Origin of the sequence: Salipaludibacillus daqingensis, assembly GCF_029891575.1 — a bacterium.
Taxonomy (GTDB): domain Bacteria; phylum Bacillota; class Bacilli; order Bacillales; family Salisediminibacteriaceae; genus Salipaludibacillus; species Salipaludibacillus daqingensis.
Window position 1 is genome coordinate 50,358 of the sequence record NZ_JARZHF010000004.1, and the last position, 16,304, is coordinate 66,661.

The following is a 16,304-nucleotide window of genomic DNA, read 5'->3' on the forward strand; positions in this document are numbered from 1 at the left end:
GGGTGCTCTAAAGCACCCTATCTATCATATCATTTTTTCGCTGTTGTCGGATGGCTTTTCTTCTCTTGCATCTTTTTCTAACATAGCTATTTTGCTATCTAACGTATGATGATAATAGTCGCTGTTTACTTTGTACTCTAATTCTTCAATGTAGCGTTCCATCTCCTCAAACCGAGAAATTGGCTTTTCAATTGATTCGTCTGTTAATAGGCTCATTTGATGACGCGCTCTCGCTACGTTTTCTCGTCCCATTAATTCCATTCGCTTCAATCGCATATCTTTCAATTTGTGGTTCATCTCTTCATATTTTTTCTCTAACGATTCCAACTGTCTCATTGCTTCTACTTGGCTATAAGTTAGACGTTCCGCTCGTTGAATATATTCTTGATACTCTTTTTCTGCATAGTTTGCTAGTTCTGTTTCCCCTGCTTGTTTTGCGATCTCTACCTGACGTTTCCTTTTCTCTGCCATCTCATCAGCAAGCAATCTCTCTCGAGTAAATTCTTCTTTTAGCTTATGCTGACGCTCTACTAACTTCCGTACTTTTTCTGCTTCCTTCTCACTTTGACGCAAGTACAGATTTAATGCTTGAATGGGGTTCTTTTCGTCTTTTTTATCCATGAGATTGTGTAAATCACTTTCAATACTTTCAATCATTCTTGTAAATAAGTTTGCCATGTCACTCTCTCCTTTATAATTTTATTTATTTAAGTCTGCCCACTGCCGCTCGAAGTTTGTAAATGGATCACTAGACTCATTAGCTGATGAACGTGATGTATTATAACCTGAATCATCGCTTTTCTCTTTTTTAAACAAGAGATATAGGATGTATAGTGCTAATAGCCCTACAATGGCAAAAACATTCGATACGGTCATACTCAAAACGATTAGTCCGAGGATCACCCACATCACCTTTGCACCTGTTGATTCCGCTTTTGAAAACTGTTTAAAAATCACGTATAGCAAAAATACGCCTACTGCTAATAAAATAAGGGGACCTAAATTCGCTAAAAAGATAAACAATGCAACAATCGCTAGTAGAAACAATAAAAATGTTTTCATCGTTATTTCCTCCTCTCATATTTCTTATCTTTAGTTTATCGGGAAAATTGTCGTTACATAACGATCCTAAGAGTTATCTTGTCTAAGCCTGGAGGCGTATTTCGTTATAGGTATATTAGAGATTCCAAGGTAGCGAAGAGAAAAGTGCATTATAGAATTGAGAATGTGCATTATAGATTCGGGGAAGTGCATTATAAAGAAGTGAAAGTGCATTATAGATGATAGAAAGTGCATTATAACGAAAAGAAAGTGCATTATGTCACGATTTGACAATTTTCGCACAAAACCATTGACCGACGAGACATCGATGCAAACATATCTCACAACTAAAAATCCCCCTCAGCGGAGGGGGATTAACTATTACATAAGTTTGTGAAATTGCTCTATTAATTTCGCTGTATACGGCCTTTCGGACTCTAAAACTGTGTCATCGACTTGACGAACTGGCATGATATCCATGCTCGTGCTCGTGATAAACACTTCATCTGCATTTTTTAAAAAATCTAGTGTGAATGGTGCCTCTTCCACAGACATAGGTAGCTTTTTAGCCAAGTCAAGAACAACCCTTCTCGTAATGCCATGTAGAATGCCTTTTAAAGCTGGATAAGTATAAAGGGTCCCGTTTTTAACCGCAAATAAATTACTAGATGAACCTTCTTTCACTTTGCCTTCTTCTACAAAAATAGCCTCTTCACAGCGATTCCTTTTTGCTTTTTGTTTTGCCATGACGTTAGGCAATAAATTAAGTGACTTAATATAGCAGTTTTTCCAACGTTCATCTTCCAACGTCATCACATTCACGCCATTCTGTCTCTTTTCCTCTGGAATAATCTTCGCTTGTTTGACAGTCATAGCAAAGACTGCGCAAGGGGAATCTGGATAAAAATGTTGACGGGCATGAATCCCTCGACTTATTTGTAAATAAATTTCTGCTTCAAGAAGTTCAGATTTTTCTAAACCATCCAAACAAATATCTTTGATTTCTTCCGTCGTATAAGGAAGGTCAAGTTCTATCGCATCTGCACTCATTTCTAACCGTTGTAAATGTTCGTCAAGCATAAAAGGACGTCCGTCATAGACACGAATAACTTCATAGATCCCATCACCAAACTGATGAGCTCGCTCTTGAATCGGCACAACCTTCGCATCTAAATCAACAAATGTATCTTGATAATAAGCGATTTCAGCCATTATTCTCACCTCTTGAATTCGTCTTAAAACAGAGGAGTTCTGCACCCTCCTCTGCTCCAAACTCTACTGCTTTAATTCTTTAATACGTGCTTTCACTTTTTCTTGTTGCTCGAGATAATCTTTTTCTTTTGCTCGTTCTTCTGCGATTACTTTTTCAGGGGCTTTTTTGACAAAACCTTCATTGGAAAGCTTTTTCTGAACGCGAGTCACTTCCCCATCTAACCTTTTTAATTCTCCTTCAAGACGTTTCACTTCAGCATCTAAATCTAATAAACCAGCTAATGGCATATAGAGTTCTACTCCTGATAATACTTGACTCATTGATTTTTCAGGCGCTTCAAAATCGGTACCAACTGTTAATTCACTTGGATTACAGAATTTTTCTAAATAAGCTCTTCCACGCTCTAACTGATTTAGAACTTCTACTGAATTTGCTTTGACGTAAAGAGTGATTTGTTTGCTCATCGGTACGTTTAATTCTGATCGTGTGTTTCGAACAGAACGAATGATCTCTTGCAATAGTTGCATATCTTTTACAGACTGGTCATTCGTTAATTCTTGTTTTTTCACAGGCCATGATGCAACCGTAATTGATTCACCTTTATGTGGAAGGTGTTGCCAAACCTCTTCGGTAATGAAAGGCATAAACGGATGCAACAAACGCATCGTTTCGTCCAATACATAAGCTAAAATCGAGCGAGTCGTATGTTTTGCCTCTGCATCTTCTCCATTTAATGGTAGTTTCGCCATTTCAATGTACCAGTCGCAGAAATCATCCCATATAAAGTTATATAATGATCGTCCCACTTCACCAAATTCATAGACATCAATAAATTTCGTCACGTGTTCAATCGTGTCTTGCAAACGAGTTAAAATCCACTCATCAGCAATGGACTTTTTCCCTGTTACATCTATCTCTTCCACTTTGAGTCCATCCATGTTCATTAGTGCAAAACGAGATGCATTCCATATTTTATTTCCGAAGTTCCAGTTTGCTTCAACCTTTTCCCAATAGAAACGAAGATCATTTCCTGGTGAACTACCTGTACTCAAGAAGAATCGAAGGGCATCAGCACCATACTTATCAATCACATCCATAGGGTCGACACCGTTGCCTAATGATTTACTCATTTTACGTCCTTCTCCATCTCGAACAAGGCCGTGAATTAATACATCTTTGAACGGTCGTTTACCCGTGAAATGTTGTCCTTGAAAAATCATCCGAGCAACCCAGAAATAAATAATGTCATAGCCTGTTACTAGAGCATCGGTTGAGTAATAACGCTTGAAATCATCTGCTTCTTCGTTCGGCCATCCCATCGTAGAAAAAGGCCATAATGCGGAACTAAACCACGTATCTAATACATCTTCATCTTGTTCCCAGTTATCTATATCCTCAGGTGCTGTTCTACCAACGTAAATTTCTCCTGTTTGTTTATGGAACCAAGCTGGGATACGATGTCCCCACCAAAGTTGTCTGGAAATACACCAGTCACGAATGTTTTCTATCCAATGCATATAAGTTTTTTCGAAACGATCAGGTACAAAGTTTACTTTCCCATCCCCTTTTTGCAGTTCAATTGCTTGTTCTGCAAGAGGTCCCATTTTCACGAACCACTGCGTAGATAAATACGGTTCTACAACGGCACCGCTGCGCTCGGAATGTCCAACGCTGTGAGGATGTTCTTCTATCTTAAACAGTACGCCTTCTTCTTGGAGATCTTTTACAATTTGTTTACGACATTCAAACCGATCCATTCCCTGATATTTACCGGCGTTCTCATTCATTTTTCCGCCTTCATCCATCACAAGAACTCGTTCTAGGTCATGCCTATTTCCAATTTCAAAGTCATTAGGGTCATGTGCTGGAGTAATCTTCACTGCCCCAGAACCAAATTCCATATCTACATAATCATCTGCGACAATTTCAAATTCACGGCCGATAATTGGTAACGTTACTTTTTGGCCAACAAGGTGCTTATAGCGCTCATCATCCGGATGTACCGCTACCGCTGTATCCCCTAACATCGTCTCCGGTCTCGTTGTCGCCACTTCAATATGACCTGAACCATCTGCTAATGGGTACTTCATATGATAGAAGCCGCCTTGCACATCTTTGTAGATTACTTCAATATCAGATAACGCTGTTTTTGTTTCAGGATCCCAGTTAATAATATATTCTCCGCGGTAAATTAAACCTTCCTCGTACAATCGAACGAACACTTCACGAACAGCATCAGATAACCCTTCATCCAATGTAAATCTTTCGCGAGAATAATCCAATGAAAGTCCCATTTTTGCCCACTGCTCACGGATAAATTCTGCATATTCTTCTTTCCATTCCCATGACTTTTCTAAAAACTTTTCTCTACCTAAATCATATCGAGACGTTCCTTGTTCCTTCAGTTTTCCTTCCACTTTTGCCTGTGTAGCAATTCCAGCATGGTCCATACCGGGTAGCCATAATGCATCATACCCTTGCATACGTTTTACTCTTACAAGAATATCTTGAAGTGTTGTATCCCATGCGTGACCTAAATGAAGTTTCCCTGTCACGTTCGGCGGTGGAATCACAATCGTATAAGGTTCTTTGTTTGGATCTCCTGATGCTTCAAAAAATTTCCCATTGACCCAATAAGGATACCACTTTGCTTCTGTAGCTTGTGGATCATACTTCGGGGGCATTGACACTTGCTGTTCTTCTGACATTTGAAACTCCTCCTTCATACCATTTCCTGATTTTGAGCATACAAAAAGCTCCCTCTCGTCAAAGGACGAAGGGAGCTGAATCCTCGCGGTACCACCTTTGTTTACAGCTCATCTTTAAAACACCTAAAAAGAATCTTATTGAACTGCACACTCAAAGCGTTAACGGGGCTGATCCGGTGATCACTAATGTATGAACCATCCACACTTGTTCATGATCACGACTCCAGGGCGACCTTCCATCTTTACATCCAAGAAAACCTTTCAGCAAGTGATCATCACTGGTTTTCCTCTCTAGTGGGTTCGAGATGTACTCCTCCCTTTCAACATCATTTATATCCTCATAAAGACTTTATTTAACTTAGAATTTCTGTTAAAACCTAACATCGCACGATAAAAATAGCTACTATCGTTCATATTACTTCATAGTTTACCTTTTCTTTTAACGAGAATCAATAGTCAGTTACCTCGCTTCATCTGCTTTTGTTCAGAAGTTTCTCCAACTTTTCCAGAAATCATACAATGATTCACTAATTTCCCCTTACTTAGGACTGGTATTTCATTTGCGTAGTTTTCTACTAATGAGTCGTGGCTTGTTTTTTCTATTTTCATGTTTAGATGTGCACCTTTGTCGTATTCTTATACACTTTTCACTAATGAGGCGCATAAATTACTATAACTCTTCTGAAAGGGGCGTAGACAAATGAAGAAATTTCCACGCCATACTTTTCGCCGTTCGATGAGAAATAGATTTCCTAAAGCAAATATTCATTGGCGAATGCGAAAAATGATTGATATTTTCTATCAGTTGTTGCTTCCTTTAATTATTTTTCAATTAATTCGTACACTGCTTATTCCAACGACATTCGATGTCATTTTGCTTACTTTTTTTGTGGTACTTTACGTGCTTTATTGGAAGTCATGAAGAAGATAGTCAATAAAAAACGGATCACCTTTTGTGAACCGTTTTCTAACTCTTATGGATGATTAGGGAATAGAGCATTCATTAACCGCTGAATACGATTCATTGTTAAAACTCTTCTCTCTAACTGCATCACCATATGAATCTCTGACTTTGTTCGTTGAGGGTCGGTATAATGATCTATCATTTGATAAATATTTTCAGGAAAAGCTAAATAGCTGATAAATAAATGCTTTTCTTCATCAAAAAATGCAAAGTTCTTCTCGTAAATAGTAAGCCAGTGCTGTCCTTCCAATTCATCCCAAGGCCGAACTTGGAAAAAATGTCGGAATAGTAATGCTAAATCTCTGGCAGGCGTATCAAGCACAGCCTTTTCAAAATTAAGAAAATAAGCCGTACCATTTTCATCAAACCGGGTATGATTTCTTATAGGTTTTCCGTGACATAAAACACGACGGATTTTCTTTTTTTCTTTTGATTTTTCCAACCATTTCTGTAAATGCCTTTCAGCTTGTTGAGCCATAAACGACGTTCGTTCAAAATGAGTTAATAATGTTAATTCAAAGGGAGAGTAATAAGTATGTTGCTCGATTGTATCTACATACTTTTCAATTTCTAGTTTTCTTCGATCCCACCTGTTTTTCAAATTTTGATAAGAATCATCTAACGAATCCCTATCTCCGTTCTGTGTTTTTTCTGTTAAGCCATGTAATTTTGCCAATTCTTCAACCATTGTTTCTTCAGGTTGAAGTTGGGAATTTACCTGTTGACGATCTTCATACCAAGGCATGAGATAATGCGTATACTCCCCATCACTTACCACATAATCTCCGTACTTCGTCTGTAAAACTGGAACGACAAACGGAAATCCATCGCGGTCCAATTTTCGAAGCACATAAATAAACCAATCGGCTTCCCCTCTAGTCATCTTCGTTCGCTTAAGAGCAAACGTTCCGTGATTCGTTTCAACTTTGAACACTTTTCCATGTGTTTCAATATGATTTGGATAAAGATCATATTGAAATAGAATCGCTCCAATCGATTGTTGTCTCGTTATATCGTTCATGAAACCTGCTCCTTTATATCAATTACACGATCCGCAATGTGTTCAACAATCTTTTTTGAAATATCCCATTGTCGACAGAGTTCATCTAATTTTATATCAACTTCTTCGGCACTTCTGTTTTCATGGTACCATTCACCAAATGATATAAATTCATTTGGATAAACAAAATAGGCTAGTATCAACTTTCCTTTATCATTTTCAAAAGAATACGTCTCATTTAAACCATCTAATAACGTATCTAGTTTACTTTCACCGTATTCTGAAACCCACTCCCTTAAACAAGAACAGAGCATATCGACGGAACTATCTATCTCTCTTTCGTTATTTTGCCAAAATAATTGACCTTGAACACTTCTAGCTTGGTTTAATGATCCTACTTTAGCAACTTTATTAACATTAACAGGGCAACCTTTCAATATTTGCTGCGCTTTTCTTTCACGACGGATCGCTTCCTTTTCCATCTTTTGAACGATTGGTCTTGATAAGGGTAAGGAAGCAGGAACAGCATTCATTCTCCCGACTGTCTCGTCTTCAGAAGGTCGATGACATTCCATATCAATATTGGCATAAGTTCCTAAGAATCGTCCCATTTCGAAAGGATGATCTGAAACCGGAAATAAAGATTCTATCACATCGTGGACTGTGATCCAGCCAATATCGGTAGCTAAAGCTTGCTCCCCATTGTTTGTTCGAATAACCCGATCAGTAAGCACTCCTGCCTCTTTTGAAAGCTTTTCCCTCCAGTGGATGTGCCAGTTTAGATCATTCTCATCCTTCCATAATGCGACTGCTTTTTTCCCTTTATCGGTTTGTATAACTTTGTTTTTTTCGTGCCATGATATTTCCTGAAATGGGTAATTATTTTCAATGTGATAGAGCTGGATCATGCCATACCCCTCCCCTTAATCGGATGAGGACGATTTCCGCACAGGAATATATAGGATCTGTCCTTCAGAGACTTGCTCATCCTTCAACCTATTCATCCTTTTTATTTGAGTCACTTCCAGTTTGTAACGATTAGCTATCACATCGAGGGACTCTCCATCTTGCACAATACACATCCGAAGCTTAGAATAGGCTTCTTCTTCTTCATTATTTGCAAGCATTTTCGTTAAATAAAGGGCATTTTCACTTTCAGATTCCGTTTTCTCTTCTACTTGTTTATCATCTAAGTCTGTATCAAGCTCTTCTTCGACTACTTCGGCTCTCTCTGCCTCCTGCTCTTCTTCAGGAACTCGATTAGCTAACTTTTTCAAAGTTTCGTTAGATTTAGCTTCCTCTGTTTTTGTTTCTTCCTTTTGATCTAGTCTATAGCTCGCTTCAGAGTCAGAAGTAACAGGTACATCATTCTGTTTCTCACGTTCGGATTCAAGCTCCTCTAAATTTTCGCTTTCTATATCTAGACCAACTCTTTTAAGCGGTTCTGCAGCTTCAGAAGGTATGGAGTCAACGCTTTCTCGTAAGCTAGTTTCCGTACTCTCTCCTTGATGCACAACGTTTGTTTCCGTATTTGAATCATCTGTAGTACTTCCCTCTTCTTCTATTTCCCCATATACTTCTTGACTATTTTCAACGTATCGATCACTATATGAACCTCCGCTATCATCATTAGAAACATTAGAAAGATCTTCATTCTCCCACTTCGGGCCATCTTCTGATTTACTCGCTTTAAAAACGACCTGAGGTTGACGTTTCACATCTTCTTTATACGTTTCCTCTTCCACTTCAGGTATAAATGATTCTTCTTGCTCATCGTCAAACTGGTCTTCCGAGAACTCTTGATTTGGGTCAAACGGTGGTGTTTCTGTCTGGGTATCAAATGTTTCTGAATCCAGCTCCGATATGTCATTCCTACGCTGTTCAAATGAGAAAGACCTCTCCCCCTCAAATTCATAGCCGTCTGCTTGTTCCTGATTAACACTCGATTCTTCGGAACGTACACCATGGATGGCAAGTTCAGCAATGATCTCCAAACAATTCTTATCTGGAAAGTTGTAATCAAAGTCCTGAACAATCACATCAATGTCTTCTAACCGATCAATTCTTTCTTTAGGAATAGTGACATCGATCGGAAATTGATGACTGATTTCACCGATCCCTTCTTCAGATAACGATACTTCTTCAACGGACTTGAAAAATGCGCGGCTAGATAATGATTCTCCACTGTTTTCGTCCTCTTGTTCCTCTTCCTGCTCTGTTGGACGATACTCACCATGGAGATGAAGCATTCCCCTAAGACAAACTTCCCCATCCGATTCATCAATGGTAATATCTGGTTCTAATGATAATGACATTAGCTCATCCACTCTTTTTCCTCGATCAAGTAAGATGGATTCTTTCATAGAAAAAGATAATGACGAAAATCCTTCTTGTGCCAATGTTATTCCTCCTCTTCTGGACGATCTAAATTCAACCCGTTTTCAGGGGCAATTTCTCGCTGTCCTACAGTTTTACATACATAGACTCATACGATACAGTTCTATGAGAAAAACAGCTTGATTATGCCTATGATTAGATTTTTTATCCAAAGAGAAGTGTCATTGCACATGAAGGATATGGAGTATTTACTGTAATATTTTTAGTTTTATACGATTATTTCCCATGGATACCCGTCTTGCTCATAGCTAGACTAACGAGTTCGGTCGGTAAATAGCTTTATGAAATATGCATGCGAAGAACGAATTTTTTCTGGTAAATAATCCATGTGAAAGAATTTTAAATCTAACGTTTCATCTAAATCTATCGTTAATTCCCCAGAAAATCGGTCTGTATAATACAATACAGTTACGGCATAATATGGATCACCGTTTGGTGCAACAACATAATACTTTTCTCCTGAGAAAACATCAAATTTATGTAAATGATCCGTTTCCAGAGTTAAGCCTGTTTCCTCCTTGACTTCTCTCATCACTGTTTCTTCAAAACTTTCACCAACTTCCATTAACCCACCCGGTAACCCCCAGTCTCCGTCATTTCTTTTTTGCAATAATACATTATCCTTTTCATAAATGATCGCCGCTGCCCCAGGAAGAATTAGCGTTTCATTTCCTACCTTTTTTCTTAATTTTTGGTAATAACTCACTTCTAAACTCTCCTTTTGGCACTGATTCATTTCTATAAGAACCCTTTACAGCGCCTAAAATTTTTACTCTTCTTCTATTTTAATATGTTTTGATACCTTTTTGGTTATCTTAAGGAATTAACTGAAAAAAACCACGAAATCTCTTTCGTGGTTTTTAAAAATATACTTTATTTATTTACAGGTGGGGTTAAAATGACATTGTTTAATTTAACGTTTACGTGGTCACCTATCGTATCACCAACTGGACATTTGCTTTCAACAAATTTAATGAATTCGTCCACTTTTTCCCTGGAAGCATCGGTAACAATATGAATATTGTAACGAATATCAGAGTACCCTGGTCTAACATCGGACACATTCATAAACCCATCCGTATCAAGATCACCTTCTAGTTCTACCCAAAACTCTTCAAGCTGTACATCGAACTTTTTTGCATATACTCGTGCAACAATCGACTGACATGCACCTAGTGCAGCAAGAAGAACCTCAACAGGGTTCATTCCTGTATCTGTTCCACCTAAACTTTCTGGTTCATCAATTGTCAACTCAAAATTTCTTGATTTTGCAATCACCTTTGTCCCTTCCTGTAAGTGGGCTGAGGCTTGAAATGTGGCTTTTGGCATAAAATACTCCTCCTCAAATTGATGTCTTCATACTTTCATTTTAGACTTCTTTCAACAAATAATCTGTGTATTTATTGTGAAATATTGAGCATTATGTTACTTTTGCACAAATAATTCTTTTGCCTCAGCAATAAACATTATTTCTTTTTGCAAATGAGCGGATGCTAGAATGTCGTTTTAGTCATATGATTTTCTTCCTTCAAACATTAATCAAATACAAATTTACTTTTCACTAAAAAAACATTCCGTATACACATTGAAAAAATGAAGATTCTTTGTGTTTCATTCATTTATTACTCAATTTCTTGAATATCTGTTAAAGTCTTATCAACTATTGTATAATTTCTGGAAACGCTAGTTTCATAGATTGGAGGATTTTTGTGATTCAACTTGGAAGAAAAAACAACGTATCTTATATTATTCGAGCTTTGAGAAGTAACAATGTTCTTCCGCTACTTGAATGGTTAAAAAAGAATACTACAACCTTTTATAAAATCGGTTGGGCTTACTTCAATAATGATGACGAAATAGAACTAGTATTTTTAAAAACGACACTCCATGCTTGTGAAAATGTCGATCAACTAGCCGATTCGTCACATTTTGAACGCTGGCTTATCAACATTTATCTCGAGATTTCTGAAAAAGATCAAACAGTGGATCGAAAAAGTGATTCAAATCTAAAAATGAAAGAGTTGTTAACCGTTCTTGATTCAACAACAAGAAAAATGATCGTTCTTCGTGAATATGGCAATTATTCTTTCCAACATATTGCAAACATTTTAGACGTTTCTGAATTCAAGGTTAAATCAAACATCTACAAAGGATTGAAATACATAAACACTTGTTATTAATGTGAGGTGACAACAATGAATTGTGAACAATGTAGAAACTACTTGCTTGATTATCTCGATAAAGAGTTAATAAAGAAAGAGTATCATCAAGTGACAATGCATTTAAATCAGTGCACTACTTGCCAAGAAGAATTGGATGAACTATCAAATACAGTCAATGATTTTCGGAGCGAATCAAAGCTCGTTGAAGTTTCGGATAATATTATTTCTCGAGTCGAAACACAAATACCAAAAGAAAAACAATTAGTAAAACAAACGTTAAGTCTCAAGCACACGCTTGGAATATCTAGCTTAGCTGTCATATCATCGTTTATTATCGCTCTGTTTACGTCTCCAGGCTTTTACTATTGGTTCGTAGACATTACCCCTATGAGTTATGATCATGTAGAAAGAGCGATTGCTGAAGGCTATGGTGAGGAACTTCACCTCGTAGAAGAAGACAATGATATTCGGATATCTTTTACAAAGGTTATTGCAGATGAGTTAGCTACCCACTTATATTATGAAATTGAAGATTTATCAAAAGAACAGTTATATACGTTTCAAAATATATATCATATAAATGTTACAAATGGAGAAGACGTATGGCCTGACTCCCTATCTGGAAATCAACAACAATATGTTAGTCAATCTCACGATTATTTACCTAGTGATGAAGAATACATACAAAAGGGAAGAATTGAATTTATGCCTATCGAAGATTCACAAGCCGAATTAGAGCTAATGTTTGATTCACTCATAGAACTTCCTGATGATAATGAGTTAAACGAGGTCGATCCCTCTCAAGGATATAGTTTTGAACAAACCGCAGGGAATTGGTCCTTTAAAATTCCTGTAGCAAAATCTCCGATTAAAGAATATGATTTATTTGATCAAACGGAAGAAATAGAAGGAAATGATTTTACTTTCCGAAAGTTATCCGTCGGTCCAACGAAAACGGTGTTAGCGTTTCGACAAAATATGATTAAAACAAGTGATTCTATGCACTATCATGGACTAGCCCCTACTGCTCTCTACATCGATGATAAACGTTTTGATTATCCGAATCCAAATAGCAGATACGGTTACCTCCATGCTCAGTTCCAAGACTCTTTCGAAAGGATCGCATTTGAATCCGTATATTTCGAAAATCTTAATGACCTCTCTTTCCAATTTGATTTTGCTTCTCGAAGCGCGAACAAAAGAACGGAAATTGATTTGGATGTTGATCAAAGCTATCCTTACGAGGTCGACTATTTAGATTTATCATTTACGATTGAAGAACTTTCGATAGAGGATGAAAGTATGACAGTTATTATAGAAGATAAGTACTATCCTGAAAGAACTCATGAATCAATCCATTTTTCTACACTTATTGAGTACCGAAATATTGAGACTTCTCACCATCAAGAAACGGTTATCATGGATGAACATGGGAATGAGCATGAATTTATACACGAATATCATATGAACATGATAGATAATCCAAGGTTTTTCACAACGAAATATGAAATGCTTTTGGAAGCAAACGATGGTGAAAAAATTGAGGACTCTCAGCTTATTATTGATGGATACAATGAGACAATTCCCTTAGATTATCAAATTGCAATCGAACGAATAGAAGAAATTTCTCATGAACGAGATGATTGAAAAGACGCTCTTAATAACGAAAAGGCTCCGCATAAATGCGGAGCCTTTCTCGTTTCATTTTTGACTTAACCTCTAATAGTAGCAAATGCTTTCTCTGCTGCTTCAATCGTGCGGTCAATATCTTCTTCTGTATGTTTCGTTGATAAGAACATTCCTTCAAACTGAGAAGGCGGTAAAGACACACCGTTTTCAAGCATTAGTCGGAAATACTGTTTGAACATATTAAGATCTGAACTAGAAGCCGTTTCAAAGTTAACAACTTTCTCGTTCGTTAAGAAAAAGCCAACCATCGATCCTGCTCTCGTCACATAATGAGGAATATCATGCTTTTTCGCTGCTGCTGCTAACCCTTCAGCAAGGCGATCACCGATACGGTCAAAATGCTTGTAACTCTCTGGAGTTAGTTGGCTAATCGTTTCATACCCTGCAGACATCGCTAACGGATTACCGGAAAGTGTCCCTGCTTGATAAATATTTCCTGCCGGTGCGATACGTTCCATAATTTCTCGTTTCCCACCGAAAGCTCCAACTGGTAATCCTCCACCTATTACTTTTCCAAGACACGTTAAATCTGGCGTAACACCTAATTCTCCTTGAGCACAATGATAACCAACACGGAAACCTGTCATCACTTCATCGAAAATCATTAATGAACCATGATCTTCGGTAATGGATCGAACACCTTCAAGAAAACCTTCTTCAGGTCGAACAACCCCCATGTTTCCAGCTACGGGCTCTAATATAACTGCAGCAATCTCATCACCAAAATTATCAAAAGCTACTTGCAAACTTTCAAGATCGTTATAAGGGACGGTTAACGTATTGCTAGCAACTGATGCTGGAACTCCTGGACTATCAGGGAGTCCAAGTGTTGCAACTCCAGATCCTGCTTTGATCAATAAGGAATCACCATGGCCGTGGTAACAGCCTTGAAATTTCAAAATTTTATCTCTACCCGTATATCCTCGCGCAAGTCGTAATGCACTCATAGTCGCTTCTGTACCTGAATTCACCATGCGCACTACTTCAATAGATGGCACGCGGTCAATAACTAATTCAGCAAGCTTCGTTTCAAGCTTATGAGGAGCGCCAAAACTTGTTCCTTTTTCAGCTGTTGCTTTCAACGCATCAATAACTTGGTCATCTGCATGGCCGTGAACCAAAGGTCCCCATGAAAGAACATAATCAATGTATTCATTCCCATCTACATCCCAAATGTGTGAACCTTTGCCGTGATCCATATACACAGGATCCATATCAACAGACTTGAATGCTCGAACCGGACTATTCACTCCTCCTGGCATGAGTGGTTTTGCTTCGTTAAATGCTTGACTTGATTGTTCCCATTTCATCATTAAAGCCACCTTTCACTTATTCGTCTTCTTTTATCCATGTAGCAATATCTTTAGCAAAGTACGTCAATATTAAATCAGCACCTGCTCGTTTCATACTCGTCATTTTTTCCATAACAATTGCTTTTTCATCCACCCAACCGTTTTGCGCCGCGGCTTTAATCATTGAATACTCACCGCTAACGTTGTACGCAACAATCGGAAGGTCATGCCGAGTTCGCACATCGCGAATGATGTCTAAATAAGAAAGAGCTGGTTTAACGATAAGGAAATCGGCTCCTTCATCAACATCTGACTGCGCTTCTCGAAACGCTTCAAGTCTATTTGCTGGATCCATTTGATACGTTTTACGATCGCCAGATTTTGGTGAACTATGAGCCGCATCTCTGAATGGTCCATAAAAAGCAGAAGCATATTTCACTGCATAACTCATGATCGGAATATCTGTATAACCAGCTTCATCTAACCCTTGGCGGATCGCCGCAACAAAACCGTCCATCATATTCGATGGAGCAATGATATCCGCCCCCGCTTCTGCTTGTGATACAGCTGTTTTGGCTAATAAAGCTAACGATTCATCGTTGATAATTTCTCCATTTTGTACAACACCACAGTGACCGTGGTCTGTAAACTGGCACAAACAAGTATCTGCAATAACAGTTAACTGAGGGTGACGTTGTTTGATTTGTCTCGTTGCCTCTTGAACGATTCCGTTATGATCGTACGCACAAGTACCTACGTCATCTTTATGAGTGGGAATACCAAACAAAATCAATGACTCAATTCCAACTTCCACTGCTTCATCCACTTCTTCGTTTATTAAATCTAACGACCTCTGAAAAACTCCCGGCATTGACGGGACCTCATTTTTTATATTTTCCCCTTCTAAAACAAAAAGAGGGTATATCAAATCTTCTTTTCTTACATGCGTTTCTCTAATCATTGAACGGATTCCTGGTGTTCTTCTTAGTCGACGGTGCCGACGGAATTCAAGACTGGACATGTAACATTTCCTCCTTTAAATATCAGCTTGTTCCTCTTCTACTATATCTAACATAGATTCGATCGTATAATTATCTGGAACGAGTACCTTAAGAATATCATAACGTGAAAGGGCTTCTGCTGTCACTCGCCCAATCGCAACAAACATTATCTTCTCTTTTATCGAGGAAATAACATTTTCATCAACTTGTTTAAAAAAAGAGTGAACGATAGATGGACTCGTTACTAATACAATATCCAACTCGTTATTTTTTAATAGATGATTTAGTTTTGTTTGATATTGATCGTTCATCACTGTTTCATAAGCCACCATTTCATAAACAAACCGCCCTGAATCAAGCAATGTATCTACTAATACTTTTCTAGACTGACTGCTCCTAGGATAAAAAAAACTATCGGTCGAGTGTGATGCATTTATAAGGGAAACAGCTAAATGCTCCGCATCAAATTTCTCTTCCGGACAAACATCTACATAAAATCCGTACTCGCCAACAATTTCTTTTGTTTTCTCCCCTACGACGGCGACCTTCTTAGATCCTATAACTTTTGATACTTCAAACCCACATTCCTCTAATGCTTCGCACGTATAGTGAAAGCTATTCACACTAGTAAAAATAAGCCAATCACTTTTCATTATTCTCATTAATTCTTTGTTTCTTTGTTGGATATTTTCAGGAGGTTGAATGGCAATGAGGGGAATTTCAATAGAAATTCCCCCTCGTCTTTCAATCTCATATGTTAAAGAATTAGCTTGATGACCCGCTCTTGTATTTAAAAATTTCAGTCCACGAAGTGAGCTCATCATAAATCTCCCCAAT

At 37.9% G+C, this 16,304-nt stretch carries 16 protein-coding genes and 1 other annotated feature; of the genes, 3 read left to right on the plus strand and 13 right to left on the minus strand.

Translation table 11 applies throughout. The annotated features are described in order from the left end of the window. Positions 1 to 24 precede the first annotated feature (24 nt). The 5 genes from QDN89_RS08995 to QDN89_RS09015 all read right to left on the minus strand — a co-directional run bounded on the left by QDN89_RS08995 (position 25) and on the right by QDN89_RS09015 (position 5,571). Positions 25 to 678, minus strand: a complete 654-nt coding sequence (locus QDN89_RS08995; RefSeq protein ID WP_280769795.1) for a PspA/IM30 family protein — start codon at positions 676 to 678, stop codon at positions 25 to 27. A gap of 21 nt (positions 679 to 699) precedes the next feature. Next, a complete protein-coding gene (locus QDN89_RS09000; protein WP_280769796.1) occupies positions 700 to 1,062 on the minus strand; it encodes a lmo0954 family membrane protein in 363 nt (120 codons plus the stop codon). Between the two features lie 360 nt (positions 1,063 to 1,422). After that, positions 1,423 to 2,253: an aminotransferase class IV gene (locus QDN89_RS09005; RefSeq protein ID WP_280769797.1), complete on the minus strand. Its 831-nt coding sequence runs from the start codon at positions 2,251 to 2,253 to the stop codon at positions 1,423 to 1,425. 63 nt (positions 2,254 to 2,316) lie between these two features. Next, positions 2,317 to 4,962: a valine--tRNA ligase gene (locus tag QDN89_RS09010; RefSeq protein WP_280769798.1), complete on the minus strand. Its 2,646-nt coding sequence runs from the start codon at positions 4,960 to 4,962 to the stop codon at positions 2,317 to 2,319. A 58-nt stretch (positions 4,963 to 5,020) separates the two neighbouring features. Then, positions 5,021 to 5,295 (minus strand) — a binding site (T-box leader). Between the two features lie 123 nt (positions 5,296 to 5,418). Continuing rightward, the gene (locus tag QDN89_RS09015) at positions 5,419 to 5,571 is read right to left on the minus strand and encodes a hypothetical protein (protein ID WP_280769799.1); all 153 of its coding nucleotides are present in this window, start codon (positions 5,569 to 5,571) and stop codon (positions 5,419 to 5,421) included. 91 nt (positions 5,572 to 5,662) lie between these two features. Between QDN89_RS09015 and QDN89_RS09020 the strand changes: the two genes are divergently transcribed. Continuing rightward, positions 5,663 to 5,884 (plus strand): hypothetical protein, encoded by a 222-nt coding sequence (locus tag QDN89_RS09020; RefSeq protein WP_280769800.1) that lies wholly within the window; start codon positions 5,663 to 5,665, stop codon positions 5,882 to 5,884. Between the two features lie 52 nt (positions 5,885 to 5,936). Here the strand turns inward: QDN89_RS09020 and ysxE are convergent, their stop codons facing one another. The 5 genes from ysxE to QDN89_RS09045 form a co-directional block, all read right to left on the minus strand. Next, entirely contained in the window at positions 5,937 to 6,947 is a 1,011-nt protein-coding gene (gene ysxE / locus QDN89_RS09025) for a spore coat protein YsxE (protein ID WP_280769801.1), read from the minus strand. After that, a complete protein-coding gene (locus QDN89_RS09030; RefSeq protein ID WP_280769802.1) occupies positions 6,944 to 7,834 on the minus strand; it encodes a hypothetical protein in 891 nt (296 codons plus the stop codon). Before QDN89_RS09030 ends, ysxE begins: the two co-directional genes overlap by 4 nt. Before the next feature lie 15 nt (positions 7,835 to 7,849). Then, a complete protein-coding gene (locus QDN89_RS09035) occupies positions 7,850 to 9,325 on the minus strand; it encodes a LysM peptidoglycan-binding domain-containing protein (protein WP_280769803.1) in 1,476 nt (491 codons plus the stop codon). 251 nt (positions 9,326 to 9,576) lie between these two features. Continuing rightward, on the minus strand, positions 9,577 to 10,029 hold the full coding sequence (locus QDN89_RS09040) for an NUDIX hydrolase (RefSeq protein ID WP_280769804.1): 453 nt from the start codon (positions 10,027 to 10,029) through the stop codon (positions 9,577 to 9,579). Between the two features lie 167 nt (positions 10,030 to 10,196). Further along, on the minus strand, positions 10,197 to 10,652 hold the full coding sequence (locus tag QDN89_RS09045; RefSeq protein WP_280769805.1) for an OsmC family protein: 456 nt from the start codon (positions 10,650 to 10,652) through the stop codon (positions 10,197 to 10,199). A gap of 380 nt (positions 10,653 to 11,032) precedes the next feature. On the opposite strand from QDN89_RS09045, the gene QDN89_RS09050 reads away from it, so the two are divergent. Continuing rightward, entirely contained in the window at positions 11,033 to 11,503 is a 471-nt protein-coding gene (locus QDN89_RS09050; protein ID WP_280769806.1) for a sigma factor-like helix-turn-helix DNA-binding protein, read from the plus strand. A 15-nt stretch (positions 11,504 to 11,518) separates the two neighbouring features. Beyond that, complete coding sequence (locus tag QDN89_RS09055; protein WP_280769807.1) at positions 11,519 to 13,132, plus strand: DUF4179 domain-containing protein; 1,614 nt, start codon at positions 11,519 to 11,521, stop codon at positions 13,130 to 13,132. Positions 13,133 to 13,197: 65 nt separating this feature from the next. On the opposite strand, the gene hemL is transcribed toward QDN89_RS09055, so the two are convergent. The 3 genes from hemL to QDN89_RS09070 are packed head-to-tail and all read right to left on the minus strand — an operon-like array spanning position 13,198 to position 16,288. Then, a complete protein-coding gene (gene hemL / locus QDN89_RS09060; RefSeq protein WP_280769808.1) occupies positions 13,198 to 14,487 on the minus strand; it encodes a glutamate-1-semialdehyde 2,1-aminomutase in 1,290 nt (429 codons plus the stop codon). Between the two features lie 16 nt (positions 14,488 to 14,503). Further along, positions 14,504 to 15,487: a porphobilinogen synthase gene (hemB, locus tag QDN89_RS09065; RefSeq protein ID WP_280769809.1), complete on the minus strand. Its 984-nt coding sequence runs from the start codon at positions 15,485 to 15,487 to the stop codon at positions 14,504 to 14,506. Positions 15,488 to 15,502: 15 nt separating this feature from the next. Beyond that, complete coding sequence (locus QDN89_RS09070) at positions 15,503 to 16,288, minus strand: uroporphyrinogen-III synthase (RefSeq protein WP_280769810.1); 786 nt, start codon at positions 16,286 to 16,288, stop codon at positions 15,503 to 15,505. Positions 16,289 to 16,304 lie beyond the last annotated feature (16 nt).

Bases quoted from the DNA above. Each gene is read 5' to 3' on its own strand.
- QDN89_RS08995 (WP_280769795.1), bottom strand. From the start codon at position 678: ATGGCAAACTTATTTACAAGAATGATTGAAAGTATTGAAAGTGATTTA.
- QDN89_RS09000 (WP_280769796.1), bottom strand. From the start codon at position 1,062: ATGAAAACATTTTTATTGTTTCTACTAGCGATTGTTGCATTGTTTATC.
- QDN89_RS09005 (WP_280769797.1), bottom strand. From the start codon at position 2,253: ATGGCTGAAATCGCTTATTATCAAGATACATTTGTTGATTTAGATGCG.
- QDN89_RS09010 (WP_280769798.1), bottom strand. From the start codon at position 4,962: ATGTCAGAAGAACAGCAAGTGTCAATGCCCCCGAAGTATGATCCACAA.
- QDN89_RS09015 (WP_280769799.1), bottom strand. From the start codon at position 5,571: ATGAAAATAGAAAAAACAAGCCACGACTCATTAGTAGAAAACTACGCA.
- QDN89_RS09020 (WP_280769800.1), top strand. From the start codon at position 5,663: ATGAAGAAATTTCCACGCCATACTTTTCGCCGTTCGATGAGAAATAGA.
- ysxE (WP_280769801.1), bottom strand. From the start codon at position 6,947: ATGAACGATATAACGAGACAACAATCGATTGGAGCGATTCTATTTCAA.
- QDN89_RS09030 (WP_280769802.1), bottom strand. From the start codon at position 7,834: ATGATCCAGCTCTATCACATTGAAAATAATTACCCATTTCAGGAAATA.
- QDN89_RS09045 (WP_280769805.1), bottom strand. From the start codon at position 10,652: ATGCCAAAAGCCACATTTCAAGCCTCAGCCCACTTACAGGAAGGGACA.
- QDN89_RS09055 (WP_280769807.1), top strand. From the start codon at position 11,519: ATGAATTGTGAACAATGTAGAAACTACTTGCTTGATTATCTCGATAAA.
- hemL (WP_280769808.1), bottom strand. From the start codon at position 14,487: ATGATGAAATGGGAACAATCAAGTCAAGCATTTAACGAAGCAAAACCA.
- hemB (WP_280769809.1), bottom strand. From the start codon at position 15,487: ATGTCCAGTCTTGAATTCCGTCGGCACCGTCGACTAAGAAGAACACCA.
- QDN89_RS09070 (WP_280769810.1), bottom strand. From the start codon at position 16,288: ATGAGCTCACTTCGTGGACTGAAATTTTTAAATACAAGAGCGGGTCAT.